This window comes from Campylobacter concisus (assembly GCA_002092835.1).
In the GTDB taxonomy this organism is placed as follows: Bacteria; Campylobacterota; Campylobacteria; order Campylobacterales; family Campylobacteraceae; genus Campylobacter_A; species Campylobacter_A concisus_K.
This window is the reverse complement of the sequence record LVWL01000019.1, coordinates 12,599-39,578: the sequence shown is the minus strand read 5'-3', so window position 1 is coordinate 39,578 and position 26,980 is coordinate 12,599. Positions and strand designations below refer to the sequence as shown.

At 36.3% G+C, this 26,980-nt stretch carries 18 protein-coding genes, 3 tRNA genes and 5 pseudogenes; 18 read left to right on the top strand and 8 right to left on the bottom strand.

Going from position 1 to position 26,980, the window contains the following annotated elements:
- Window positions 1-28 precede the first annotated feature (28 nt).
- The 3 genes from A3835_04540 to A3835_04530 are packed head-to-tail and all read left to right on the top strand — an operon-like array spanning window position 29 to window position 2,359.
- Window positions 29-1,243, top strand: coding sequence for a radical SAM protein (locus A3835_04540; protein ORI07771.1), 1,215 nt, complete (start codon window positions 29-31; stop codon window positions 1,241-1,243).
- Window positions 1,244-1,253: 10 nt separating this feature from the next.
- Window positions 1,254-1,487 carry a hypothetical protein gene (locus tag A3835_04535; GenBank protein ID ORI07770.1) on the top strand — a complete coding sequence of 78 codons (234 nt, stop codon included), beginning with the start codon at window positions 1,254-1,256 and terminating at the stop codon, window positions 1,485-1,487.
- Complete coding sequence (locus A3835_04530) at window positions 1,487-2,359, top strand: ferredoxin (GenBank protein ORI07769.1); 873 nt, start codon at window positions 1,487-1,489, stop codon at window positions 2,357-2,359. The genes A3835_04535 and A3835_04530 overlap by 1 nt, the downstream gene beginning before the upstream one ends.
- A 46-nt stretch (window positions 2,360-2,405) precedes the next feature.
- Here A3835_04530 and A3835_04525 read toward each other — a convergent pair.
- The 4 genes and pseudogenes from A3835_04525 to A3835_04510 form a co-directional block, all read right to left on the bottom strand.
- Window positions 2,406-2,480: transfer RNA gene (locus A3835_04525), tRNA-Met, on the bottom strand.
- Between the two features lie 26 nt (window positions 2,481-2,506).
- A tRNA-Gln gene (locus A3835_04520) sits at window positions 2,507-2,581 on the bottom strand.
- A gap of 108 nt (window positions 2,582-2,689) precedes the next feature.
- Window positions 2,690-4,780: a cell division protein FtsK gene (locus A3835_04515; GenBank protein ORI07768.1), complete on the bottom strand. Its 2,091-nt coding sequence runs from the start codon at window positions 4,778-4,780 to the stop codon at window positions 2,690-2,692.
- Window positions 4,781-4,911: 131 nt separating this feature from the next.
- Window positions 4,912-7,226: pseudogene (locus A3835_04510) on the bottom strand (flagellin biosynthesis protein FlgL).
- A 140-nt stretch (window positions 7,227-7,366) separates the two neighbouring features.
- Here A3835_04510 and A3835_04505 point away from each other — a divergent pair.
- The 11 genes and pseudogenes from A3835_04505 (at window position 7,367) to A3835_04455 (ending at window position 17,175) form a co-directional block, all read left to right on the top strand.
- Window positions 7,367-8,113 (top strand): hypothetical protein, encoded by a 747-nt coding sequence (locus tag A3835_04505; GenBank protein ID ORI07767.1) that lies wholly within the window; start codon window positions 7,367-7,369, stop codon window positions 8,111-8,113.
- Window positions 8,114-8,238: 125 nt separating this feature from the next.
- Entirely contained in the window at window positions 8,239-8,541 is a 303-nt protein-coding gene (locus A3835_04500; GenBank protein ORI07766.1) for a DNA-binding protein, read from the top strand.
- Between the two features lie 72 nt (window positions 8,542-8,613).
- Window positions 8,614-8,700 (top strand) — tRNA-Leu (locus tag A3835_04495).
- Window positions 8,701-8,797: 97 nt separating this feature from the next.
- Window positions 8,798-10,536: pseudogene (locus A3835_04490) on the top strand (response regulator).
- Window positions 10,537-10,632: 96 nt separating this feature from the next.
- Entirely contained in the window at window positions 10,633-11,538 is a 906-nt protein-coding gene (locus A3835_04485) for a hypothetical protein (GenBank protein ID ORI07765.1), read from the top strand.
- 62 nt (window positions 11,539-11,600) lie between these two features.
- Entirely contained in the window at window positions 11,601-11,870 is a 270-nt protein-coding gene (locus tag A3835_04480) for a pyruvate kinase (GenBank protein ID ORI07764.1), read from the top strand.
- 9 nt (window positions 11,871-11,879) lie between these two features.
- Window positions 11,880-12,542, top strand: a complete 663-nt coding sequence (locus A3835_04475) for a two-component system response regulator (protein ID ORI07763.1) — start codon at window positions 11,880-11,882, stop codon at window positions 12,540-12,542.
- Window positions 12,535-13,704, top strand: a complete 1,170-nt coding sequence (locus A3835_04470) for a two-component sensor histidine kinase (protein ORI07762.1) — start codon at window positions 12,535-12,537, stop codon at window positions 13,702-13,704. Before A3835_04475 ends, A3835_04470 begins: the two co-directional genes overlap by 8 nt.
- Window positions 13,705-13,831: 127 nt before the next feature.
- Window positions 13,832-15,306 (top strand): annotated as a pseudogene (locus A3835_04465) (aldehyde dehydrogenase).
- Window positions 15,307-15,445: 139 nt separating this feature from the next.
- Window positions 15,446-16,147 (top strand): serine/threonine protein phosphatase, encoded by a 702-nt coding sequence (locus A3835_04460; protein ORI07761.1) that lies wholly within the window; start codon window positions 15,446-15,448, stop codon window positions 16,145-16,147.
- Between the two features lie 2 nt (window positions 16,148-16,149).
- Window positions 16,150-17,175, top strand: coding sequence for a hypothetical protein (locus tag A3835_04455; protein ID ORI07760.1), 1,026 nt, complete (start codon window positions 16,150-16,152; stop codon window positions 17,173-17,175).
- A gap of 90 nt (window positions 17,176-17,265) precedes the next feature.
- Here A3835_04455 and A3835_04450 read toward each other — a convergent pair whose 3' ends face one another.
- Entirely contained in the window at window positions 17,266-18,087 is an 822-nt protein-coding gene (locus A3835_04450) for a hypothetical protein (GenBank protein ORI07759.1), read from the bottom strand.
- 3 nt (window positions 18,088-18,090) lie between these two features.
- On the bottom strand, window positions 18,091-18,813 hold the full coding sequence (locus tag A3835_04445) for a hypothetical protein (protein ORI07758.1): 723 nt from the start codon (window positions 18,811-18,813) through the stop codon (window positions 18,091-18,093).
- 113 nt (window positions 18,814-18,926) lie between these two features.
- Between A3835_04445 and A3835_04440 the strand changes: the two genes are divergently transcribed.
- The 4 genes and pseudogenes from A3835_04440 (at window position 18,927) to A3835_04425 (ending at window position 24,324) form a co-directional block, all read left to right on the top strand.
- On the top strand, window positions 18,927-20,096 hold the full coding sequence (locus A3835_04440; protein ID ORI07757.1) for a hypothetical protein: 1,170 nt from the start codon (window positions 18,927-18,929) through the stop codon (window positions 20,094-20,096).
- A gap of 9 nt (window positions 20,097-20,105) precedes the next feature.
- Entirely contained in the window at window positions 20,106-21,473 is a 1,368-nt protein-coding gene (locus A3835_04435) for a magnesium transporter (GenBank protein ID ORI07756.1), read from the top strand.
- Window positions 21,458-22,042 (top strand): NUDIX hydrolase, encoded by a 585-nt coding sequence (locus A3835_04430; GenBank protein ORI07755.1) that lies wholly within the window; start codon window positions 21,458-21,460, stop codon window positions 22,040-22,042. Before A3835_04435 ends, A3835_04430 begins: the two co-directional genes overlap by 16 nt.
- A gap of 190 nt (window positions 22,043-22,232) precedes the next feature.
- Window positions 22,233-24,324 (top strand): annotated as a pseudogene (locus A3835_04425) (RNA degradosome polyphosphate kinase).
- 145 nt (window positions 24,325-24,469) lie between these two features.
- Here A3835_04425 and A3835_04420 read toward each other — a convergent pair.
- A complete protein-coding gene (locus A3835_04420) occupies window positions 24,470-26,278 on the bottom strand; it encodes a menaquinone biosynthesis decarboxylase (GenBank protein ID ORI07754.1) in 1,809 nt (602 codons plus the stop codon).
- A gap of 334 nt (window positions 26,279-26,612) precedes the next feature.
- A pseudogene (locus A3835_04415) lies at window positions 26,613-26,978 on the bottom strand (hypothetical protein).
- Between the last annotated feature and the right edge of the window lie 2 nt (window positions 26,979-26,980).

Below are 26,980 nucleotides of genomic sequence, written 5' to 3'. Positions count from 1 at the left end.
ATATAAGTGTGTACCCTAAAGGAATAAGATGTATGGAATTAGTGAAACTGATAAAATCTTTTTAAAAGCTAAACTAGAAAATCAAAAGAAATTTTTAGACAGCAATTTCTTTATGATAAATGGCGAGTATGTCCCTTACTCAAATTTTTATTTTTCCAGCTGGCATAACTCTAATAGATACATTGCTGAACTTAATAATCGAGTATCTAGCCTTAATGATTATGCTCAAAGTCAAGGGCTTTGTCCTATTTTCGCAGTTTTTACCTTGCCTAGTGAATACCACCAACAAAAGCTTATAACTCTTAAGAGTGGCAGAAAAAAGCTTGTTTATAATAAAAAGTATATCGATGATGATAAGCATAGCGTTAGCGCAGGAGCTAGTAAGCTTCAAACTTTAGTTAGAAGCATTATGAACTCAAAGCATTTTAGAAGAATATTACAAAATGAAAGATGTTATATAACTACTAAAGAGCCACATTTAGACGGAACTTGTCATTTGAATTTGCTTGTTTTTGTTCCTAAAGAAAAAATAAATGATTGTGTTATAGCTATTAAAAGTCGTTTTTTAGATACTCATAGCAGGGTTGAAACTGATATTAAAAACGCTACTGCTTATATTATGAAGTATATCTTTAAGACTCTTGATGATTTACGTCAAAATCCTGATTTAGATAACTTGACCGATATTAGCTACTGGTATCTAAAGCATAATATCAGACGTTTTACAATGTCAAAAACGTTTGTAAGTCTTGAAATTTATAGAAAACTAAACGGCAGTATTGACCTAATATCTCTTACTAAAAATTATAATAAAGGCTTGGTTACTGTTGTTGTTGATCCTGATACTAAAAAGCCTTTAAAAATATTTGATGAATTTGGCGAACTTTGGCAAAAGACTAGAATAATTAAAGATAGCAACACTATTAAACGATATGAAGATTCAAGCGATGAAATAAAGAGCTTTGGCAACTCCTTAAAACAAAGGCAAATTTTAAAGCTTTGCGATGAGCTTTTTAAAAGCGATGAAAAGCCTAAACCAGTAAGCAGAATGAAAGATTACGAATTAGTTAATTATTATCAAAGCTTGGGCGGTGATGTAAATGCTCAGCATTTGGCTTATGTTGAAAATTTAATGCTAGATCGTAATTTAGACAACTTCACACACTATCACAAAAAGCACGATCTAAATGCCCCTGATATTGATAGTTTTGTAGATAGATTTTTGATATGTAATGAATTTTAAGGAGTATATTATGAAAAAATTATTAGTTGATTGTTCTTTCTATCCTTTTTGTTATTTTCCGCAATTAGTTTTAGGCATTGTTGTAGAAGAATATTATTTATATGATTATGAAGAATTTGATACTACCTTTTTTAAAACTTATTATTCTTTTTCTGAATATGGGTTATGTGATTTTTCTAGTTTTGGTGATCTTCTTGATGCCTTTGCTAAAAAATTTGATTATGATTGTTTTGAGTATATTTAATGACACTAAATGAGCTTTTTAATAATTACATTAGCTTTTACGAGCTTATTTTAAGTCCGACTACTTTAAGAAGTGATATAGCTACTTATAACAAGCATTTTAAAAACTCACTTGGCTTAAGAGAAATAGAAGATATAAATTTTATCGATATTCAAAAGTTTTGCAATGATCTTATAAAGCAAGATTACAAGATAAAGACTATTAAGAATATCGTTGCAAAGCTAAAGGTTATTTTCAAGCTTGGTATCAAACTGGAGCTAATAAATAAAAATCCTTGCGATTTTATTGAGCTTCCAAAGTTTGATAATAAAAGGTATTTTGATTACTCGATCACTATTCAAAAACGTTTTATTAAGGCTATTTGTGAAAATACCGAGCCAAGCTCTGATATATTCTTTTTTCTACTGCACGGCAGACGAAAAAACGAAGTATTAAGCTTAAAATTTAGCGATATAAATTTTAAAACAAGGACGTATACGATCCCTTTTAAAATTAATAAGGCTAAAAGAAATATGATTTATAAAATGAGTGATGAACTTTTTAATCGTCTTTACAAAAGATTTTTGATAGCTAAGAAAGAAAATAAGCTAAACGATTACGTCTTTATAAATTCTATGACAAACGATAAATTTAAAGATTTGCGTAAAAGCTGGTCTTCACTTCTTAAACGAAATAATCTTCCTAAAATCAGACTTCACGATATAAGGCATCTAATTGGCACATATTCAATAAATTATTTAAAAATTCCGATCGAGCAAGTATCATTTACATTGGGGCATACAAATATAACTACAACACAAAAATATATTACTGCAAACGTCAAAAAATCAAAAGAAACTATCGAAAATTTACTAAAATCAATTTCAGAATAATTTAAGCATTTTAAAAAGTGTTTCAAATATCGATAAAATGGGCATTTGGTTGCGGAGGACGGATTTGAACCGCCGACCTTCGGGTTATGAGCCCGACGAGCTACCACTGCTCTACTCCGCGATAAGTATTATTTTGGATTTAAAAAGTGGATGGGGTAAGAGGATTCGAACCTCTGAATGACTGGACCAAAACCAGTTGCCTTACCGCTTGGCGATACCCCAATGTTTTTAAGAGTTGTAATTATATAGATTTTAATGTGCTTTGTCAAGACTTTTTAGAATTTTAATAAAAAATTAAAATTCTAAAATTAAAATAATTTATGACTTTAGCTATAAAATTTCTCTTTGTCCTTTTGCATTCACTGGGCTTAAAACACCCATTTTCTCCATTTGTTCGATTATATTTGCAGCTTTGTTATAACCTATCTTTAGGCGTCTTTGCAGATAGCTTATTGACGTTTTTTGCTCACTTAAAATGATCTCTTTGGCCTCTTCATAAAGCTCATCAAGTTCATCTTCTCCTAGAGTACCAGCAGCCACACTTCCGCTTGTGCCTTCTTCTATTAAGAATTTCTCATCATAAACTACATCTTGTTGCTCTTTTAAGAAATTTACAACCGTTTCTATCTCTTTTTCACTAGCAAATGGTGCATGAAGCCTGATCACACCAGGGCTTCCTGGAGGTGTAAATAACATATCTCCACGTCCGAGCAAGCTCTCAGCTCCCATTTGATCAAGGATGACCTTACTATCGATCCTCTGCCCTACTCTATAGCTTATCCTGCTTGGTAAATTTGCTTTTATAAGGCCAGTCACGACATCAACACTTGGGCGCTGAGTTGCCACTATCAAGTGTATGCCACTAGCCCTTGCCATCTGTGCTAGACGGCCGATATAAAGCTCCACATCCTTGCCACTAGTCATCATGAGATCAGCTAGCTCATCGATGATCACAACGATGTACGGGAACTGCTCGCCGCCTTCCTCTTTCATCTTTTCATTGTAGCTCTCTATATTTTTCGTACGAGTTTGGCTCATTATCTTATATCTTCGCTCCATCTCAGCGACCATATTGGCAAGTGCAGTGATCGCCTTTTTAGCCTCTGTAATAACTGGAGTTAGAAGATGTGGGATGTCGTTATATATGCTAAATTCAAGCATTTTTGGATCGATCATCATTAGACGTAAAGTTTGCGGGCTATTTCTATAAAGCAAGCTTAAAAGCATCGCATTTATACCCACACTCTTGCCTGATCCAGTTGTACCTGCGATTAGTAAATGTGGGAGCTTTTTGAGGTCTGTCACAAAAGGGGCACCGACGATATCTTTGCCAAGCGCCATAGTTAGCGGGCTACTTGCATTTTTAAAGACTTCGCTCTCTAAAATTTCTTTTAGGTATATAGTTTCTAAATTTTGATTTGGCACCTCGATGCCTACCACATCTTTACCAGGGATCGGCGCTTGGATACGGATCGTTTGAGCCTTTAGTGCCATCGCTAGGTCATCTTGAAGTGTTAAAATTTTACTTACCTTGATATGTGGAGCTGGACGAAACTCAAATGTCGTGACGATAGGCCCAGTATAAGTTCTAACCACATCGCCGTCTATTTTAAACTTACGGAGTTTATCAAGCAAATTAGAAATTTGCTGATCGATTTCCGTTTCATTGACACTATGCGAGCGTTTTGGCGGATCGTTTAAAAATTTAAGCGGTGGTAAGATAAAATTCTTTGGCTTTTCCACATTTCCTCGCTCTATTTGATCAAGCAACTTCTTGTTCTCAGCCACTTCGTTTAAAATTTCAACTCCGTTTATAGTTGAAGCTCTGCTCTCTTTTTCTAGCTCAGGCTCTAGCTCTTCATCTAAATTCTGTTCATCATCATTTAGCACCTGAGCTTCTATAAGCTCTTCTTCTTTTATATCATTATTCTTTTGTCTTTTGCGTTCGATTTTTGGAAGTTGCTTTTGTTTTATCTCTTTTAAATTTCTCTCTTCATGGACTTTTATCTCTTTATCTACAAAAGCCTTTCTTAAAACAATGATAAAATTTTCCCTAAAAGCAAGCCCAAGTGAGATAATAAACATCATAAGTATAGCAACCGCAGTGCCGATAGAGCCGATCACCTCTTTTAAGGCACTAACTATAAAATTTCCAATTATACCGCCATTTACACTTGAAGCACTCAAGGCTTGAAACATCAAAAAAGCTACAAAAAATAGAAAAATTCCTACCAAAAACTGAGCAAAATCAAAGTCAAATTTCTTAAAATTTTTATAGACAAAATAGCCCAAAATGATCAATAAAAATGGATAAACATACGCGATAAGTCCAAAATATTTGATATTTAAAATACCAAGGCTTTGTCCAAGCGAGCCAACAAAATCAGCAGTTGGAGCAGCTGTAGCGATACCAAAATATATAAAAATGCAAACAAAAATTGTAAATAAGATATGTCGTAAAATTTTAGATCCTTTATAAAAAAGGCTTATTATAGCACGCTTGAGTTTAATTTTAAAAAATCAGCAAGCTAGGTGGCCTGCTGATTTAAATTTTAATTTAAATAATTTAGCAAGCTTAATTGATTTATCTTTGCACTTGCTTGTAGGGTTGCTTGATAAGATAGTGAAAGCTGCGTAAATTTCAGATATGACTCCGCATAGTCTGCGTCAATTACATCATTTTTAACAGCTAGCACATTCACTTTCATTACTTCGGCTCGCTCTTTTGTAGCTGTTAAAAGTTTTGATTGAGAGCCGATCTTTGTAAGCTCTTTATTTGCATGATCTATTAGATGATCAAGCCTTTGTAATGCGCCTTGCATGCCGGTATTTCGTGGGTCATTACTATTTGCATCAGCTCTATAATATCCCTTTCTAACAGCTTCGATCATATTATCAAGATCTTGAAAAACGCTCGTACTTGGCTCATCAATAGTTAAAGCATTATTTTCATTAAAGCTAAAGACAGAACCTTTTCCTTGAGGGTGACCAGCATTACCAGCTGTATCTCTACCAGTACTATCACCATCAAATTTATCACTATTTTTTGCATCATGCATAGTTACTTCTATGTTTGTTACTGATTTTGTCTTATCAGTTAAAACCATTCTGCCTTTATCATCTAAAGTTGTCTCTACAGCACCCTTCGTTTTTGATAAAGCCTCTTTATAGGCATTATAGTTTTGATCTCTTTTTAACTTTTCAATATCTGTATCAAAATTTGCGTTTTCTGCATGTGGAGGGTTTGGGATATTATCGCTTGCTGCCATAGCAACGATATCCATGAGCTGTCTATAAGTAAAATCGCTAGCGTAAGTTCTATAACTTCCAAACTCATCTGAGTTATAAACTGTTAAAGTTCTAGTTGCAGAAGGTGTGCCACCTGGTGGTGTAGATGTTATTTCAAATTGCACTGGAGTATTTGTACCCCCTGCTGTGCCCATTTTTACCTTTATGTCATATTTTGTACCAGTGATTGACTTTACTTGTAAATTTATCTCTTGGTCGTCGATATTAAAAAGCTCTCTCTTTCTAGCGTCAACATCTTTTGGATATAAATTTCTATCGTAGCTCTCTTTTGTACCAGAGACTTCACTTAGCTTTGTTTGATCGGTTGCAAATTCGCCAGTTCTTCTAGCTACTTGAGGTAAATTTGCGATTAGCTCATTATCTTTTCTCTCAAATCTAACTTTATCATAGTCAAATGCATTTGTCGCATTTCCATCTTTATCGGTATATTTGCTCTTTACAAACTCGGTGATATGAACCGTTTTTGGAACGTTATTTGCCATAGTTTCAAGATCTTCAAGAGAATTTACCGTATCAAGCGCGTTGTTTTGAGCGATTGCGCCGCGATTTGGTGCTACTGATGTGGCTGCAACCATATGAAAGTCAATAGTTTGGTTGCCTTTGGTAAGATCTTTTATAATAAATTGTCCATCGTTATTTATGCTTACATCAACAACTTTTGTTGTTTTTGTATTGCCAAATTCCATGCCGATTTTTTCCATAAGCCCAGCCATTGTTGTATTTGCACTCATCTTAAATTTGCTAGTAAATGTCGTGCCGTCTGGCTTTTTGCCTTGCATGAAAAAATATGTATCTGGAAAATTTACATTTGAATTATCTAAAAAATCATAATCTGGATTTATTGTGCCATTGTAAGAGCCATCACTTCTAACCACTGAATCACTAGCGTAATTTAGTCCAATCATATTTTTTATCTTGCTGTTATCGTTTAGAAATTTTGGTGCATAAGAGATGTCGGTTCTAGTTTGATCAGCCAAACGAACATTTGTAGTCAAAATTTTACTGTAATCGCCATCTTTTCCTAAAAATAGATCATATCCTGGGATATTATAAGGAAGCTCAACCTGAGCACCAGCTGATGTTTTCATATAATCACGGTTGCCTTGATATTTTCCTGCACCATCTATTGGCCTTGTATCAACAGCGCTTCCAGAAAATAAAAACTGCCCATTAACCGAAGTGTTTGCAATATTTACAAGGTGATTTTTATGCCTTGAAGATCATTTGCTAAAGCCTCTAGCGATGTCTTACTATGCACGCTGCTAGCTGCCTGGACTACTTTTGTCTTAAAATTTTCAAGCTGTTTTTCAAACTCTTGTAATGCATTATCTGTATTTTTTGAGAAATTTACAGATTTACCAGTGGCATCAACTACTTGAGTGAGAGTAGTTGCTTCATAATCAAGCCTCATTGCATCATTATAAGTCGCAGCACCATCGTATGGATCTTGAATTTTCAAACCATTTGAGAGCTGCTTATAGCTTTTATTTACACCGGTCATATTTTTTTGGTAGTCATGCAAAGTCTGACTAAAACGTAGTTGGTTTGTTATTCTCATAATTTTTTCCTAAATTTTTATTCACTCTAAGCAAAAAATGATTCCGCTTGTTTTTATATCGGTAGAAATTTGATTTTTTTTAGTACAAAAAGTTTATTGTATAATCCAACAAAAATTTACATATAAAATAGGTAAGAAAAATGGCATTAAAAATTCTCTTTTCTCCAAGCGAAAGTAAAATTTCTCTAAATACAAGCGATAAATTTCATGGCAAAAATTTAATTTTTCCTGAGCTTTTTGGTAAAAGAGCTGAAATTTTGAAAAAATATGATGAGTTTTTAAAAACAGCAAGCCTGGATGAAATAAAAAAACTTTTTGGGTTAAAACACCTTGAGGAGTGTGAAGAACTAAGAAAAAATATCTTTGACAAAGGAGCGATAAAAGCTATTTTAAGATACGATGGCGTAGCTTACAAACACCTAAACTACCGAAGCTTAAGTGACAAAGTACAGTCCTATATAGATGATAATGTTTTGATTTTTTCAAATTTATTTGGGCCTATCTTAGCAAAAGATGAGATACCAGAATACAAACTAAAACAAGGTGAAAAGCTGGGTGGCTTTGAAATTTCAAAATTTTATGAAAAAAATTTTAGTAAAGCGGTTGATGAGTTTTTGCAAAATGATGAGATTTTAGACCTTAGAGCTAAGTTTTATGAAAAATTTTACACTATAAAAAAAGAATACATAACTTTTTGTTTTATAAAAAATAAAAAAATAGTGAGTCATCACGCAAAAGCATATAGAGGCGAAGTCTTGCGCCAGATAGCAAATAAACTTATAAAAAATAAAGATGAACTAATGAGCTTAAATTTTAAAAATTTAAGGCTTATTGATATGAAAAAAATTGGGCTAAAGACCGAGCTTACGTTTGAAATTTGCGAGTAATTTTTTTAAAAAACTGCGTTTTTTGTTAAAAAAATGTAAAAAAAGAGCTAAATTTAGGGAAAAAGTATTGTATTTTTTTTTAAAAGAGTGTAATATAGCCACATAACTTCTTAAAAGGATGGTTCATGAAAAAAGCTGAATTTATTCAAGCTGTTGCCGATAAGGCTGGTCTTTCAAAAAAAGATACTCTAAAAGTTGTTGATGCTACTTTGGAGACAATCCAAGCAGTTCTTGAAAAAGGCGATACAATTAGCTTTATAGGCTTTGGTACTTTCGGTACTGCTGACAGAGCTGCAAGAAAAGCTAGAGTTCCTGGAACTAAAAAAGTTATCGACGTTCCTGCTAGCAAAGCAGTTAAATTCAAAGTTGGCAAAAAACTTAAAGAAGCAGTTGCTGCTGGTGCTGCTAAAAAAGGTAAAAAGAAATAATTTTCTTTTCCGGGGAGCAACTCTCCCCTTTTTTCTTTCTTCTCACAAATCTAAAATTTCAATCTTAACTTAGCCCGAGTGGTGAAACTGGTAGACGCGCCAGACTCAAAATCTGGTAAGGGCAACCTTGTGTCGGTTCGAGTCCGACCTCGGGCACCATTTATAAACCTAAATACTTTCTAAATTTATCCGATATTATCTACAACATCTTTAAAAAGGATTTTAGATGAATATTGCACCTTTAAAATATAACTTTATAAATTTAAAAGATTTAGAAAATCCTACAGATATGCTCCATGCCTTTAAGGATAAACAAGGTTTAGAGATAAATAACGAACAAATTTCAAGTCTAAAAGAAAGTATAAAAACAGGCAAAGTTATAAATGTCACTGATGCGAGATAAAAGAGCAAAATAGACATAAAATCCTACAAAAAGTAGAAGAAATTTTAAATAACTACTCAAAAAATCTCATCTACAGCAACAATAAAATCCACTCCGATGAACTTTCTAAAGGCTATCATTTTAGTGAAAATGCCTACTTTAAAAATATAAAAGCTTCAGATAGTAGCAGCATGTTATCTACACTAAAAAGTGGATACTTAGAAAATACAAAATTTAAAAATTTAAACGATTACGCTTATTCAAACACTCTAAAAACAAAATATGGAGAAGTAGAAGTATTTTTAGATATTTACGGCGATAACGATAAACTTGGCACTACAAAATTAGAAAATAATAGCTATCTTTTTAGCTTTGATAGCAACAATGACGAAGTGCTAGATCAAAAAGATATACTCTTTGATAAGCTAAAAGTAAGAGGTTATGACAAAGACGGAAATGAAAAAATAGCAAATTTAAGCGATGTAATGCCAAGGGTTGATCTTAGGCAGTTTATCAGCACAAATGTCATAAACCACAACCAAATAGAAAGAGAAGAGCTAAATCGTAAAGCAACGATCACAAATAATCCCGATCTTTATGTGGATACAAAAGATATTGATTATAGACACTCTTACTACGCCTCAGATCCAAATACTTTGTTCGCTGCAGAAAACAGATATGAAAAGATAGAGAAAAATGATATAAATAATTTCTTTAAAAAATATGCCCAAAATGACGGCTGGGTCGATCTAAGACACAATAATATCTTTGGCAAAGATAGCTCTTTTAAAAATTTTGCCTATCTTAAAGTGGGTTTTGATGATACTGCAAGATTAAGCGAATTTAATCCGATCATTGAGCCTAGTAAAGATTACAAAAAAGATGAAAATTTCTCATATACAAAATTTCAAAAAGATAGTTTTATGAAATTTTACAAAGATTATAACGCTGAGTTTGACGCATATAATAAAATGATAGAAAATCTTGGCAATAATTTAAAGAAATTTGAAGAAAATGCAGACTCTTATATATCAAAGCTTGAGAAGACAAAATCAGCCAAAATGATCGCGATGGAAAATGAATTTAAACAAGCAACTGGACTTGAGTTTAGTATCTCAAATTTAAAAAAAGTAAAAAAGGCTTTTATAGCAAATGAAGCCACAGCTGCCGCATCTTTGCAAGATAGCGATAGCGTCATAGCTATGAAGCTAAACAAAGATGGCACCATAAGGCTAAAATTTGATAGTGGTAGAGAGATAGACGTAAAAGAGCTTTATAACGATACTGGCAAGCTAAATACATCGAGTGAGCTAAAAACTAGCACAAATTTAGAGGCAAAAGATATGAATAATGTGCAGCTAAATAGCTTGGATTTTAAAGATATTGGCTTCATGCAAGGTGATAAAATCGTAAGTCTAAAAGATGCCGGAGCGATCGCCATTGCCAATCTATCTAATAAATTTGAGAGTAAATTTTTAATCAGTCTAAATAATGGTAAAAGCATATCTACAAGAGAAATTTATAATATCAGCTATCTTGAGAATGATTTAAAGGGTAAAGAAAAGATAGATGAGAGAGATAAATTTTATAAAAAGGTTGATATTAAGGCATAAATTTTGAGAGCAAATTTTAAAAAAGGTTTATTGTAATTTAATCTTATGGGGCATATAATCAATTTTCCGTAAAATTTAGATTTAAAAGAGAATGCTATGAATTTCACTCCACTTTTTGCAATATTTTTCATAATCGCAACTGGTTTTTTTGCTAAAAAAGTCGGCATTGTTGAGCAAAAGCACTCGATCCCTTTTGTGGATTTTGTCCTTTGTTTTGCAATGCCTGCGCTAATCTTTGACAAAATTTATCACGTAAACGTCGATGTTTCGCTTATAAATACAATTTTAATTGGCTTTGGCTCAACAGCTATCAGTGCTGTCATGGCATTGGTGCTTGGTAAGATCTTTAAATTTACTAAAGTAACAACTGTTAGTATGGTCATGCTAAGCCTTTTTGGTAATACCCTATTTGTCGGTATGCCTGTCATTCAAGGCTTCTTTGGCGATGCGATGGTAAATGAAGTCATCTTTTACGATCAAATAGCCACTGGTATCCCACTTTCGATCCTTGGGCCACTTATCCTCTCTTTTGCTGCACCAGAAAAGGTTTCGCTATTTCAAAATACGATGAAAATTTTAAAATTTCCGCCATTTATCGCTCTTATTATGGCTCTTATCTTAAAAGAAGTCCCTTTGTCTGAGTTTATCTTTGCTCCACTTAGGATGTTTGAAGGTAGCGTTACTCCGGTGGCACTTTTTGCGATTGGTGTTGGTCTTAACTTTAGCAGTATCACAAGCACATACAAAGGTGTTAGCGTCGTGCTTTTATGTAAGATGATCTTGCCAGCTATCATATTTTTCATCATATTAAAATTTTCAGGTATCCAAATGGATAGAACATGGGTAGTTGGTCTTTTTCAATGTGCAATGCCAACATCAGCCCTTGCAAGCGCAATGATCATAAAAGCTGGCCTTGATAGCTCTCTAGCCATATCCTCAGTGGCTATCGGCGTGCTGTTTTCATTTATCACGCTTCCAGTTATCTATTTTGTATTTGCGTAAATTCACACTTACTTAACACTAAAGAGATAGTATTTCATCATATTTCATTTAAAGGAGACGTTATGAAGAAATTACTACTAGTTGCACTTGGTGCTATGTTTATGCTTGGTGGTCTTGCAAATGCTACTGAAATGATGAAAAAAGACGACATGGGCAAAGACGAGATGATGAAGAAAGAGCAGATGATGAAAGATGACATGGGCAAAAAACCCATGATAAAAAAAGATGAAATGAAAAAAGATGACATGGGCATGAAAGACGAAATGAAAAAAGACGAAATGAAAAAAGACGACATGGGTATGAAAAAAGACGAAATGAAAAAAGGCATGTAAAGGTGCTTAATGGTTAGAATTTTGCTCGTTGAAGATGATGAAATTTTACTTGATCTCATCAGTGAATATCTAGTTGAAAATGGCTATGAAGTAACCACTTCAGATAACGCCAAAGAAGCGCTTGATCTCGCCTACGAGCAAAATTTCGACCTGCTTATACTTGATGTCAAACTCCCACAAGGAGATGGCTTTTCACTTCTTTCTTCCTTAAGAGAGCTAGGTGTTAGCGCACCTAGCATCTTTACCACCTCACTAAATACCATAGACGATCTTGAAAAAGGCTACAAAAGTGGCTGCGACGACTATCTAAAAAAGCCATTTGAGCTAAAAGAACTACTCATACGTATACAAGCACTTCTAAAGAGAAATTTCTCTCATCACAGTGGCGATGCGATCAAAATTTCAAGCGAATTTAGCTTTCATCCGCAGAGCAAGACACTAAGCAAAGATGGCAAAAATGTAAATATCTCAAGTAAAGAGAGCGACCTACTCGCGCTATTTTTGCAAAACAAAGGCAAAATTTTAACCAAAGATGAAATTTTTAATAAAATTTGGAAATTTGACGAGGAGCCAAGCGAGCTTAGCCTTCGTGTCTATATCAAAAATTTACGCCAAATTTTAGGCAAAGATGCCATTTTAAACAGGCGTGGGGACGGCTATGTCTATGTCTGAAAAGACACAAATTTTATTTAAAATTTTATCCCTTTATCTTGTTAGCTCTGTGCTATTTTTAGGATATTTTTTCATACATGACTATAAAAACAAAAAAGAAGCGCTCATTTTAAACGAGGTGAAGTCTTTAAAAGAGATAAAAATGGGCATTTACATGAAAGCTAGAATGAATGGACTTGATTCAATTTCAAGTCTAACAAAAGAAAAAGGCGTGCATGCTTGCATCGTGCTAAAAAATGGCGAGAAAATTTATAAAGACTTTGACTGCCAAAAAATCGACAAAAGCAAAAATGTAAATTTGATCGGCGGCAAGGTCGCGATATTTGAAAAGATCCAGTACATGGACGACAACACCACAGACGAGCTCTCACACGCAGATATTTTTCTAGTTGGCAAAGATATCAAGGCTGAAATTTTATCTTTACAAATTTCAACCACACTAAAGGCACTCTTTTTCTTTTTTGCCCTGCTCTTTGTCGCCTTTTACCTAGCAAAACTAAGTCTAAGACCGCTTTATAAAAAGATAGATACACTAAACCGCTTCATAAAAGACTCAACACACGAGATAAACACGCCTCTAAGCGTCATCTCGATGAGCATAGAAACAGCCGATCTTGACAACCTAAATGAGCGAAATTTAAAGCGTTTTAATAATATCAGCCTTGCCGCAAAGAGCCTAAATAACATTTATGACGCGCTCGTTCATCTAAGCTTTAACCTAGATAAGCCTGGCAAAAAAGAGCTCATAGACCTAAATTTGCTAACCACACAAAGACTGAACTATTTCTCGCCATTTTTTGCCAAACGCGGGCTTGAGATAGATACTAGCCTAAAGCCAAGCTTTATAAATGCAGATCTTGGGGATGTGAGCAAAATTTTAGACAACCTTCTTAGCAACGCCTCCAAATATGCAGCGCCAAATTCAAAAGTACGCATTACTTTAGAGCCAAATTTCTTTAGCATAAGTAACACCGGTCGAGGCATCAGCAAAGAGGATCAGATGAAAATTTTTGATCGTTACACGAGATTTAACGACGATCAAGGCGGCTTTGGCATAGGGCTAAATTTAGTTAAAGAGTGCTGCAAGAAAAATGATATCGTCGTAAAATGCCAAAGCGAACTTGATGGCGAGACTACGTTTTTACTCTCTTGGCAGAGTTAAATTTTAAAACAATCCTACTCTAAACAATAAAATTTATTAAAAAAGAGAATTTATGTCCAAAATTTATTTTTGATAAATTTTATTAATATTATAATCCTTTTACAAAATCTTAATCAAGGAGAAAAGTATGAAACTACTAGAAAAATATGGGCTTTTCATAAATGGTGAGTGGCGCGACGCAAAAGACGGCGCTACACTTGATGCAAAAAATCCAGCAAACGGCGAGCACCTTGCAAAGATCGCAGATGCGACTGAAGAAGATGTAAATGACGCAGTTCGTGCTGCACGTGAGGCTTTTAAGAAATTTAAACACACCACAGTTAGCGAGCGTGCAAAGCTTTTAAACAAGATCGCTGACATCATCGATGAAAACAAAGAGCACTTGGCAAAAGTTGAGAGCATGGATAACGGCAAGCCAATCCGCGAAACGCTAAATGTTGATATTCCTTTTGCAGCAGAGCATTTTAGGTACTTTGCTGGCGTTATCATGGGCGAAGAAGGCAGCGCAAACGTCCTTGACGAGAAGCAACTCTCTATCGTTTTACGCGAGCCAATAGGCGTTGTGGGTCAGATCGTGCCTTGGAATTTCCCATTTTTAATGGCAGCTTGGAAGCTAGCTCCAGTGATCGCAGCAGGCGATGCAAGCGTGTTTAAGCCTTCAAGCGAGACAAGCCTAAGCGTGCTTGAGCTATTTAGGCTGATAGATAAAATTTTGCCAAAAGGTCTTATCAACATAATAACTGGAAAAGGTAGCAAGAGTGGTGAGTGGATCAAAAATCATCCAGGCCTTGATAAGCTAGCATTTACTGGCTCAACCGAGATCGGCCGTGATATCGCCATAGCTGCGGCTCGTCGCATCATCCCAGCTACACTTGAGCTTGGCGGTAAGAGCGCAAATATCTTCTTTGGCGACGCAAATTTAGACAAAGCGCTTGACGGCCTTCAGCTTGGAATTTTGTTTAACCAAGGTCAAGTTTGCTGCGCAGGTTCAAGAATTTTCGTAGAGAGAGCTTTTATGACAAATTTATAGAGGCTGCGGTTAAGAAATTTAGCACTATAAAAGTTGGCGATCCGTTAGATCCTAGCACTCAAATGGGCTCACAAATCAATAAAAAACAAGCTGAGCAAATTCTAGACTACGTCGAGATCGGCAAAAAAGAAGGTGCAAAAGTGGCAGTCGGCGGCAAAGCCTACACTGCAAATGGTTGCGACAAGGGCGCATTTGTCGAGCCAACGTTGCTAGTTGATGTGACAAACGACATGAGAGTGGCTCAGGAAGAAATTTTTGGTCCAGTTGGCGTTGTCATCAAATTTAAAGATGAAGCCGAACTTATCAAAATGGTAAATGATAGCGAATACGGCCTAGGTGGCGGAATTTTCACGCAAGATATCACAAAAGCGCTAAGAGTTGCAAGGTCTATGGAGACTGGCAGAGTCTGGATCAACACCTATAACCAAATCCCAGCAGGTAGCCCATTTGGTGGATATAAAAACTCAGGTATCGGCCGCGAAACACACAAGATCATCCTTGAGCACTACACTCAGATGAAAAATATCATGATCGATCTTACCGGCAAGGTTAGCGGATTTTACGCACAATGATTTTAGGGAGCTTAGGCTCCCTACTGCTTTAAATTTCTAAATTTAACCTTTTAAATTTAACCCTTTTCTAAATTTATCATCAAACAACAACCTTCATTTTTAAGCTTAATAGACTAAAATTTGGCACAAAGGAGAAAATTTGAGCGAGCAAATTTATATTATAGGCGATGTGCACGGCTGTTTTAATACACTTTTAAAGCTCATTGATCAGTTTCCAAACAAAGAAAAATCACAAATTTGCTTTGTAGGAGATGTGATAGATAGAGGGCCTTGTAGCTGCGAGACAGTCGAGCTAATCATACAAAATAATTATAAAATGGTAATGGGAAATCATGAGCGAAGGCTGCTAAGCAACAAAGATTTCTTTTTAAAAAACAAAATACCATTTGATACAAGTTGGTTTTACAATAATGGCGGCGAAGAGACATACAGATCATATCTAATTCAAAGCATAAATTTCAGAGAAAAACACATAGAATTTTTAGAGAGTATCCCAGTATATTTAGAGTTTAAAGATCACAAAAACCAAAATGGCGAGCATTTGGTCGTTTCGCACTCGGCCGTTGGCAAATTTTGGACTTTAAGAGATGATGATAGTTCAAGAGATGAGTTTAGAAGGCATGTACTATCAGGCAGAGGCGATATGATACAAGTTGAAGGCATATTTAATGTCTATGGTCACACGCCAGTGCGCGAGGCTAAGCTCTATACAAATAGCGTAAATATCGATACGGGATGTGTTTTTAATGAAGAAGGATATGACAAGCTAAGTGCCTTAGAATTTCCATCGATGAAAATTTATACGCAAAAAAATGTTGAAAATTTTAATAAACAAGGATAAAAATGTGGTTTTCTAAAAAGAGCTCTAGTTTTGCAAGCAGAGTTGATAAATTTTGGAGCGAGTTTGGCAAAAATTTAGACGCCATCAAACAAAATTTAGAAGATAAAAATTTTGAAGCTGCAAGCAAAATGACCGAAGAAGCGCTAAATTTATGTTTAGTTGATCCAACTTTTATGATAGGCCTTATTGATGGAAAGATCGATCTGGTACTCACTCCAGAAGGACTTAAACATAGGCTTTTGTGGCTTAAATTTATAAAATCGCGCATGCCAAAAGAGTATGAGGCAAAGCTTACTTGCACACTTGGCAAACCACGTGCACCACGAAACGTCGCTACTATACAGATGTATGGCGTAAGCGTTGATGCAAATGAGGTCATGGTCTATGCAAATTTCAACGACAAAAGTGTAGATATGTGCCTATATAACGAGACTCTAAGCAAGCTTAAAAGCGAAGATGAAAATAAGGCTTATACATTATCGCTCATACTTTGTGACAACGTAGTTGGCGAGATGATTATGATAAATATGCTTGGAGAGTTTGAGATAATAGACGAGCCAAGAGAAAAAGGTGTGCCGCTGATCGACTTTGCCGATCTTATAGATGAGAAATTTGGTAAAGAAGCCTCAAACGAGCCACTTAAGAATTTTATGGTCTATGAGCTAGAGCCTCGTTCAAACAAGCTACGTGACGACGTTTTCACAGGATTTACATCTCTTAGCGAGCTACTAAACGAATACTACGACGGTGCAAGCGATACTTATAACGAAGCTTTTGAGCTTGGCATAAATTTTTGCTTTTTAGCCATATTTCACGGTGGCGACATACAGTTTGGCGTTGATAGCAAAAACAAAATTTCAGATGCGCTAAAAGAGAGTGAAATTTGCGAGATCATAGGTGAAGCAAATGGCGAGATGCGATCTTACATAGATCTTATCTGCTTTGACAAAGACGAGCTAGAGAAAAAGGCTAAAGAATTTAGCAAAGAACTTGGCGTAAAGATAGAAATTTGCGAGTTTAAACGCTGATTTTACATAATATTCTACATAAAATAATACAAATCATACTAGCTGGTAAATTTATAAAAATATATTGCCAGCTGGTACTAACTATTAAATTTATCTTTTAAATTTTGAGCTGTTTGAGAGATAAGCACAAAGCTTTAGCCCATATAAAAAGATGATCCACGATATATAGATCCAGACAAAAAAGAAAAGTACGGCTGAAAACGAGCCATAAACGCTTAGATAGGTTTTATTATAAAGGACATAATAGACAAAGGCCGACTTGCCAATATACCAAACAAGCGAGGCGACAAATGAGCTAAAAAATGCGCTCTTAAATTTTATCTCGTCATTTACTGAGATGAGATATGTGACACAAAATATCGCCCAGATGATGAGATATGGGAATATGCTTAAAAAATTTATCGAGTTTGTGATCACGTTTGAGTTTAGCATCTCTTGAATGAGACTTGAAAGATAAAAACTACCAGCAAGACCAAGTGGTGCGAGCGTGATAAGCGTCCAATACGAGCTAAGTGCTGACCAAAATCCTCTAGCCTTACTTGCACGTGTCACTTTTAAAACTACATACTCGTAGTCACTAAAAAACATGGCCGATGTAAATATCATCGCTACAAAGCCAACTATGCCTAAATTTCCGCTATTTTGTAAGAAATTTTGCAAGTAGTTTGAGATGATCTCTTGGTTACTTGGCAAAAGAGCCGAAAAGATAAAGTCCTGAATCTTGGCGTAATAATCCTCAAAACTAGGCAGTTTTGTAAAGATAGAAAACGATATAAGAAGTATCGGAATAATCGATAAAATCGTATGAAAACTAAGACTTGAGGCGTAGTGAAAAAGCTCTTTGTCCTTAAGCGTTGGGAGCAAATTTAAAAACTCCTTTAAATTTTGCTTACTTAAGGACAAACGGCTCATTTATCAGTTATCTTCTTCGAAAAGTTTTTCGTAGTGAGCGTCGTAGTTGTTGATGTGCTCACTATTTAGCTTCCAAAAGACGGTGTCTATGTCACTAACTCTTGTATAAAATGGTAGCTGATAGTACTCAACCTCGCCACTTTTAAATTCTTTTAGCACTTTAAAGCTTTGGCAATCAGCAAAAACGCTTCTGCCATCCATTGCTACGAAAATGAGGCCAGCTGCACTTTGAGCACACATTTTTCTAAAGTCATCTCTGCTTGGATTTGGCTTGTACTCGTAGCTTAGATATGCTCCTATAATATCTGGGTGAATAAATATCATATTTGGAAACGCAGACGTGATCTCTTCGTAAATTTCTTTATTTGGCACGATGATTAATGAGCGGTTATAAAGATAGTTTAGCACGACCATATCACCATTTGCAGGTGCAATGCCTGGAAGCGGGAGCGCCTTTTGTTCAAGTAGATCAAACACCTCAAATCTAATCTTAGCAAAGCCAGAATTTTTTGAGATAACGCTAACTCTCGCGATGATAGAGCTATCAGTGTCAAATTTATGAAGCACAACACCGCTTGAGCCGATTAAAATTTCTGGGCTATCAACTATCGTCGCTGTGCCATCACTATCGACGCTAATTATAGGAGTTCTATACTCATTTAAAGAAAAATCAGCCCCAAAAGCAAAGCCAAAAACTAGCGATAAAATCACAAATATACGTTTCAAAAATATCTCCTAAGTTTAAATTTTTAGAGCGATTATAGCCTAAAATGCTTTATCTTTTGCAAAATTAAAGCAAGTTTTAGTTAAAATCCCACCAGCTTTTTAAAAGGACATTAATGCCTCGTATTTTTATAATTTTTGCAATATTATCTATAAATTTATACGCTATAAAGCCAAGTGTCGACGAGCTTAGCTGGCCAAATGGAAGTAACTTCTTAAATTTCTTAGAGACAAACAAAATCCCACTTTCACTTTACTATAACTTAGCAACCGAAGATCAAGAGCTAACAGAAGAGATCATCGCTGGCACAAAGTATCAAATTTATAAAGATGACAACGGTAACACCAAACAGGTACTAATCCCTGTTAGTGACGAGCTTCAAATGCATATTTTTAGAGATGACAATGATAAATTTAAACTAGAATTTCTCCCCATCTCTTATCAAAGTGAGGATAAATTTTTAGCCTTAAAGGTGGACAAATCAGTCTCTGAAGACATTTTTGACTACACTGGCTCTGGCACTTTAGCTCTTGGCTTTAAGGAAATTTTTAAAGGAAGTGGCATTGATTTTAAAAAGATAAATAAAGGCGATACGATTGCTATCGTTTATAATCAAAAAATACGTATGGGCCGCTCTTTTGGTACTCCAGAAATCTATGCTGCGATGATAGAAACAAAAAATAAACGATATGTCATGTATAAATTTGAAGATAAATTTTATGATAAAAATGGCAAGAAAAATGATAAATTTTTACTAGTTCGCCCTCTTGCAAACGCCAGAATCACATCGGCTTTTACCCTAAAAAGATGGCACCCTATTCTCCAAAGATATAGAGCGCACCTTGGCGTTGACTACGGTGCTCCAAAAGGTACACCAATCAAAGCTGCGGGCGATGGCACGGTTAAATTTGTCGGACAAAAAAGTGGATATGGCAGAACCGTTATCATCTCTCACGCTGGTGGCTATGAGACGCTTTATGCTCACTTAAATGGCTTTGCTAAAGGCATAAAAGGCGGACTAAAAGTCAAGCAAGGTACGCTCATAGCCTACGTTGGTACAAGCGGTATGAGCACAGGACCACATCTACATTTTGGTCTTTATAGGGACAATAAACCTATCAATCCAGAAAGTGCAATAAAGGTTGTTAAAAGCCTAGAGGATAAGAAAGAATCAGCTAAATTTAAAGCAGTTGTTAGCAAAAATGATGAGCTAATAAAAAATGCTTTAAATAATGAAAAAGAGTACCGTAAAGTGGAATTTTTCCCTAATGTAATAGAATTTTAAAGGTAAAACTTGAGCCAAGAACTAGAAGAAGCAAAAGAGCTGATAGATCAGCATTTAGATGAAAATTTAGAAGATAACGAACTCTCACCTTATGAGCTAGCCCAACACCTAAAAACACTTAAAAAGCACGACGAAGAGCTTTTTGCTCAATATCTTGAGAAGCTAGACCCTGAAATTTTAGGTGATGTTGCTATCGAGTTACCTGATCACATGCTAAAAGATGTGATCGAACAGCTTCCAGCTGAAAAGATCGTAGAAGCACTTGAAGAGCTAGAGAGTGATGATGCGACTGACTTGCTTCAATACATCGAGGATATCGACGAGGATAAAGCTAGAGAGCTTTTTAATGAGCTTGATAGAGAAAACCAAAATGAAATTTTAAGACTTAGAAGCTACGAAGAAGATAGAGCTGGTGCTCACATGCAAACAGAGCTTTTCTCAGCTCACCTTGAAGAAAAGCTTGGCAATGCGGTAGCAAGACTTAGACGAGAAAAGCAAGAAGGTAAGCTAGAAAATATCTCTCAGCTTTTTATCATCGATAAAAATGGCGTTTTACAATACGCTATCCCACTTGAAGATCTTATACTTTTTGATTTTACAAAGACGCTAAAGCAAAATATTGAGTCAGCGCAGATTGATCACTACAAGCCACATGTTGCAAATGATATGGACCTTATGCAAAATGTCGCTGATATGTTTCAAGAGTACGATCTAAACGTTATTGCAGTTACAAGTAGCACTGGAATTTTGCTTGGTCGTATCACATCTGATGATATTCACGACTACATCCAAGAGAGTGCAACTGAGCAAATTTATAACCTAGCCGGCGTTGATGACGAGTCAGAAGAGGACGATACTCTATTTAAAGCGGGTCGTGGTCGTGCGGTTTGGCTTGGTGTAAATTTACTAACAGCTCTTTTTAGCTCATCTATAATCGGACTTTTTGACGAAACAATAGCAGCCTACGTCGCTCTTGCTGTTTTAATGCCAATAGTTGCGTCAATGGGTGGAAATACCGGCACACAAGCGCTTGCCGTTACGGTTCGTCGTTTGGCACTTGGCGAGATAGAGTTTAAAGATGCCAAAAATGTCTTAAAACGTGAGGTTAGTATTTCACTCATAAATGGACTAATCTTTGGTGTGGTAATGGGCATAATCGCCTCTGTTTGGTTTGACAAAGGTATGCTTGGCGTTGTTATCGGGCTTAGCATGGTTACGAATTTATTCTTTGCTGGCTTTTTTGGCACGATCATACCTTTGACGCTAAGACGCTTTAACATAGATCCTGCAGTCGGCTCAGCCGTCATTCTTACTACTTTTACTGACGCGATAGGATTTTTTAGCTTTTTAGGACTTGCAAAATGGATACTACTATAACTAATTTAGAAATTCTGCCTCTTGGCGAGTCAAAATATTTAAAGCCATTTAAGATGAAATTTATGCAAAATGGCATCCAAAGAGACTGGGATTGCGTCAAGGTGATGAATAGCGTTAGTATTTTTTTATATCACGAGCAAAAAGATGCCTTTTTATTTGTAAAGCAGTTTCGTCCTGCTGTTTGGTACTCACAAGAAAAAGAAGGCATCAAAACAAATGAGCAAGGCTTTACTTATGAGCTTTGCGCAGGGCTTATGGATAAAGGACTTAGCGAAGAGCAAACAGCTAGAGAAGAAGCGATCGAAGAAGTGGGCTATGAGCTAAAAGAGATAGAGCGTATTACGATGACATACGGTGCTTTTGGCTTTGGAGGTAATATGCAAACGATGTTTTACGCAAAGATCGATGAGAGCATGAAGGTAAATTCTGGTGGTGGCGTCGACGGCGAAGATATCGAGCTTGTTTTCATAAAGCGAGAAGATATGATGGAATTTGCCTTCGACGAGAGCAAAGTCAAAGGCTTTGGGCTTATCTTTGCTTATTTGTGGTGGGAGAAATTTAAAAGCTAAAACGATATCTTTTTAATAAGCGCAAAAACAACGACTGCCACTAAAAAGATACCAACCAATATCACATAATCAGACATAACAAGCCTTTAAATTTAAATTTTGGCTTATTGTAACCAAAATTTTAAATAAAGTAAGAACTTTATAACCGCACATATCATAAAATAACTCAAAAACACACAAGGAGAAGATGATGAGCGAAAATGAAACTCTTTTTATAAACCGAGAATTAAGCTGGCTACGCTTTAATTCAAGGGTGCTCGCTCAGTGTGAAAAGGAAATTCCTTTACTTGAAAAGCTAAAATTTATAGCCATTTATATGACAAATCTAGACGAGTTTTATATGATCAGAGTTGCTGGCTTAAAGCAGCTTTTTGCAGCTGGAGCTACTACAAGCAGTGGCGATGGTATGAGCCACTTGATCAGCTAAGAGAGATTAGAAAATATCTACAAAATGAGCAGAATTTAGTAGAAGATCACTATAAAAAAACAGTAAATGCTCTTAGTAAAGAGGGGCTTTTTATAAAAAATTATGACGAGCTTGATGATAGCTTGAAACAAAAGTGTGACGAATACTTTTTCTCAAATATCTTGCCAGTCATCGTTCCCATCGCTGTCGATGCGACTCATCCATTTCCGCACCTAAACAACCTTAGCTTCTCGCTTGCAGTTAAGCTTGCTGACATCGAGCATCCAGAAATTTTAAAATACGGCATGATAAGAATTTCAAGAGTCTTGCCACGTTTTACACAGCCAAGTAGCAATGTTTTTGTGCCGATTGAAACGATCGTGCATCGCCACGCAGAAGAAATTTTCCCAGGGTATAAGCTACTTAGCTCGGCTGCTTTTAGAGTGACAAGAAACGCTGATATCGTCATCGAAGAAGAAGAAGCAGATGATTTTATGATGATACTTGAGCAAGGGCTAAAGCTTCGTAGAAAAGGAGCTTTTGTTCGTATGCAAATCGATAAAAACGTAGACACCGATATCTTGGACTTCTTAAATTTTCATATGAAAATTTTTCATAAAGATGTCTATTTTTCAAGCATTCCGCTCACTCTTAGCTCGCTTTGGGAGATAGCTGGAAGTAAAAATTTTACCCATCTGGCAAATGCGCCTTACGTTCCAAAAACGCTACCACCATTTGGCAATGGCATATCTGTGTTTGACGCCATAGATAAAGAAGATGTACTCTTAGTGCATCCATTTGAGAGCTTTGATCCAGTTGTAAGCTTTATAAAAGAAGCCAGCAAAGATCCAAAAGTCATATCCATTAGAATGACACTTTATAGAGTCGATAAGAGCTCACCAATAATTCAAAGCCTAATAGACGCCGCAAGTGACGGCAAGCAAGTAACCGTGATGGTTGAGCTAAAGGCAAGGTTTGACGAGGAAAATAACTTGCACTGGGCAAAGGCACTTGAAGACGCCGGCGCACACGTGATATATGGCATCACAGGCTTTAAGGTGCATGCAAAAGTTAGCCAGGTCATCCGCCAAATCGGCGATAAGCTTAAATTTTATATGCACTTTGGCACAGGCAACTACAACGCAGCTCAGCAAAAATTTACACTGATATCAGCCTGTTTACAAGCAAAGAAGAGTTTAGCCAGGATACGACTTCGTTTTTTCACATCCTCTCAGGATATAATAAAAATCGCCGTCTAAACGCTCTTAGCATGTCGCCTTTTCAGATAAAAGAGCGTATCATCGAAAAGATAAGAGTGGAAGCTAGCAAAGGCAGCGAGGGCAGGATCATTGCCAAAATGAACGCACTAATCGACGAAGATGTGATAAATGAGCTTAGCCGCGCATCAAACGCAGGTGTAAAGATCGATCTTATAGTTCGTGGTGTGTGCGGACTAAGGCCTGGCATAAAAGGTAAAAGCGAAAATATAAAAGTTCGCTCGATCATCGGTAAATACTTAGAGCACGCTAGAATTTTATATTTTAAACATGCTCAGCCAAAAATTTATATCTCAAGTGCTGACTGGATGCCGCGAAACCTAGAGCGTCGCTTGGAGCTTATGACGCCTATTTTTGAGCCAAGACTTCAAGAGAGACTACTTGAAATTTTAGAGCTTCAGCTAAGCGACAACGATCTAGCTTTTGAGCTACAAAATAGCGGTGAATACGTAAAAGTAGCAAGAAGTGAAAATGAAAAAGTAATATCTTGTCACGAAGTTTTGGAAAATTATATATCTAAAATTTATAAATCCGTAAAAAAAGACACCGACAAAGCAAAAGCCGATATGCTCGCAAGCAAACTCTTAAAAGAGAGTTAAAAACAAATTAAGCTTTTAGACCTAGTCTAAAAGCTATTTTTTAATCAGCATAAAAAACACTAGCATTTGATTAAGTAAGTCTTATTAAAAATTTCAAATCCGCAGCAAAAAGCAAAATTTATAAATTTACTTAAGCCCCTCAAAGCTAGCCAAATATTTCAAATTTTTTAAATAACTCTGGCTCGTCTTTTACTATGCTGCGCTTAACTAGATCAGCAACTACTTCGCAGTCACAATCCGTTTGTAGCGGCCAGCCTCTAGTATATCCTTCGCGCTCATCTTTGCTAGTGGCATCTACGCAGAAATTTTCACCATCTATGAAAATATCACGTAAAGCATCGATATTATTTGTCACACGCCAAAGTAGCATATATGGGTTTTCAAGGTGATTTTGCATATCCACAACGATAAGGAGTTTGAAAAATTCTCTAAATGTCAAAAGCTTGTCAAAAAGCTCTTTTACCACACAATCTTTTTCAAATTTCACCACACAAATAGGTGTTTTGGTAACCATTTTAAACTGCTTAAGCTCTTTTACATTTGGCGTAACGCTTTGAAATTTAGCCAAAAGCTCGCTGTCGCTTAAAACCACAGGGCTAAATTTACAAAAGTCTTGCGTCGCATCTACGCCGAGTTTGCCACCAAAACACGAATTTGGACTAGCATGATCAAGCTGATCGCACACACCTTGGCTTATTAGCACACTCTGACTACCAAAACGATTTAAAACAAAGCTAGTAATTTCATCATAATCTTTAAGTTCAGGCGCATCGGCTCCAACAAAAATGGCATGTTTTACAAAACTCATCTGTCCAACGCCCCAAAATGCGTGCATAGCCTGCTTTGCATGAGCTGGATAGAGCGTATTTATCTTGGCTAAGATTAGGTTGTGAAAAACGCCATTTTCAGGCATATTGTAGTCTAAAAGCTCGGGCACGGTCGTTCGCAAAAGCGGCAAAAAAACTCGCTCAGTCGCCCAGCCCATATATTTATCCTCAAGTGGCGGCTTTCCAACCACAGTCGCGTGAAATATCGGCTCACGCTTACTAGTTATCACCGTTACGTCCATCACCGGAAAAGGCTCGATAGGCGTATAAAAGCCGGTATGATCGCCAAATGGACCTTCAAGCTCACACTTAGTCGTATCCACAAAGCCCTCGATCACATAGTCGGCATCGTACGGGACATAAATTTCATTAGTTAGCGACTTTACAAGCTTTGCTGGCTCTTTGCGAATAAAACCATAAAGCAAAAGTTCAAAAATTCCCTTTGGAAGCGGTGCTTGACCACACCAGATGTAGAGTGGATCGCCGCCAATGGCTACAGAGACTGGCATTTTTTTACCTGCACGCTTGTATTCGTGAAAGAAATTTGCGCCGTCTTTGTGGATCTGCCAATGCATGCCAAGGTGGTTTTTGTCATAAATTTGTAGGCGGTACATGCCTAAATTTTGCAAATTTCCATCCAAGCTTTGCGTATAAACCTGCCCCATCGTAATAAAAGCGCCACCATCATGTGGCCATGTCTTTAGTGCTGGAAGCGATAGCAAATCAGCATCCTCACCTATAAATTTCACCTGCTGGCACTCACCCTCACCTTTTAATCTCTTAGTAAAAATTTTTCTCATGCTAAAAAGATAGGCTAAAAAATCAAGCTTTTCTTTAAAATTTTCAGGTTTTTTAGGCTTTAAAAGCTTTTCTATCTCTTCTGCTATCTCATCAGGCTTTAGCCCAAATATCAGCTCAAGTGTGCGTTTTGAGCCATAGATATTTGTAAGCACTGGGGCAAATTTACGCCTAGTTTTTTTACAGACTGGGTTTGTAAAAAGTAGCGCTTGCGAGCCCTCACGCTTGACCTCGATATAGCTTGCATGCGCGATCTCAAGATCAATATCTGTTGGCTCGTCGATAATACGAAGCAGATTATTTTCTTTTAAAAGCTTGATGTAGTCCATATTTCGCCTTTTTGATTTTTGGGCGATTTTAGCCAAAAATAGCTGAAAAAGGCGAAGCAAAGCGGATGGCTATTATTTACCGCACGCACCGATAGCTATCAGAGTATCGATCGCTGTTTTGGACGCAGTCTTTACGATGTTGCCTCGCCGTTTAAATAGACGCAAGCACTAAATTTGTACTCTATTGTCGTAATGTCCGCAAACTTACGCTCAACGTACGCCCATACATAGCCGATATACTTACATCTTTTTCAAAGGTACTTCATTACAAATTTTTTGTTAGGTTAAACACTAGATAGCATCGTGGTTTTGAAAACGGCAGTAAATTTTTTAATTACTCCGATATGTTACATTTTAGCAGTTTGCCAAATATCTCTTTGCTATATTTCATAAAGCACTCATTAATCTTTACATCCTCGGTATCTACGCAAATGAGACTATCTTACACCTCAAAAATGATGCTCTTATCAGTGATCTTCACCCTTTTGCAAGCGTTGTAGCAAACGTCGCCGTTACACTCGGCGTATAGGCCGTTTATCTCGGCGTTTTCGTCATCGCACTTTTTTAGTTTGATCGGTCTTTGAAAGATTATATAGTTTTTGTAGTCATATTTGTCGTCTGCAAGACCGATCATATAGTAGTTGTCTTTGCTATTTTTGGTGGCGCTTATGGCTTTTGCTTTAAATTTTAGCTCAAACACGC

Coding starts and splice junctions, on each gene's coding strand:
- A3835_04475 (ORI07763.1), top strand. CDS start 11,880: ATGGTTAGAATTTTGCTCGTTGAAGATGATGAAATTTTACTTGATCTC.
- A3835_04450 (ORI07759.1), bottom strand. CDS start 18,087: ATGAGCCGTTTGTCCTTAAGTAAGCAAAATTTAAAGGAGTTTTTAAAT.
- A3835_04480 (ORI07764.1), top strand. CDS start 11,601: ATGAAGAAATTACTACTAGTTGCACTTGGTGCTATGTTTATGCTTGGT.
- A3835_04485 (ORI07765.1), top strand. CDS start 10,633: ATGAATTTCACTCCACTTTTTGCAATATTTTTCATAATCGCAACTGGT.
- A3835_04470 (ORI07762.1), top strand. CDS start 12,535: ATGTCTGAAAAGACACAAATTTTATTTAAAATTTTATCCCTTTATCTT.
- A3835_04420 (ORI07754.1), bottom strand. CDS start 26,278: ATGGACTACATCAAGCTTTTAAAAGAAAATAATCTGCTTCGTATTATC.
- A3835_04440 (ORI07757.1), top strand. CDS start 18,927: ATGCCTCGTATTTTTATAATTTTTGCAATATTATCTATAAATTTATAC.
- A3835_04455 (ORI07760.1), top strand. CDS start 16,150: ATGTGGTTTTCTAAAAAGAGCTCTAGTTTTGCAAGCAGAGTTGATAAA.
- A3835_04505 (ORI07767.1), top strand. CDS start 7,367: ATGGCATTAAAAATTCTCTTTTCTCCAAGCGAAAGTAAAATTTCTCTA.
- A3835_04540 (ORI07771.1), top strand. CDS start 29: ATGTATGGAATTAGTGAAACTGATAAAATCTTTTTAAAAGCTAAACTA.
- A3835_04530 (ORI07769.1), top strand. CDS start 1,487: ATGACACTAAATGAGCTTTTTAATAATTACATTAGCTTTTACGAGCTT.
- A3835_04430 (ORI07755.1), top strand. CDS start 21,458: ATGGATACTACTATAACTAATTTAGAAATTCTGCCTCTTGGCGAGTCA.
- A3835_04535 (ORI07770.1), top strand. CDS start 1,254: ATGAAAAAATTATTAGTTGATTGTTCTTTCTATCCTTTTTGTTATTTT.
- A3835_04500 (ORI07766.1), top strand. CDS start 8,239: ATGAAAAAAGCTGAATTTATTCAAGCTGTTGCCGATAAGGCTGGTCTT.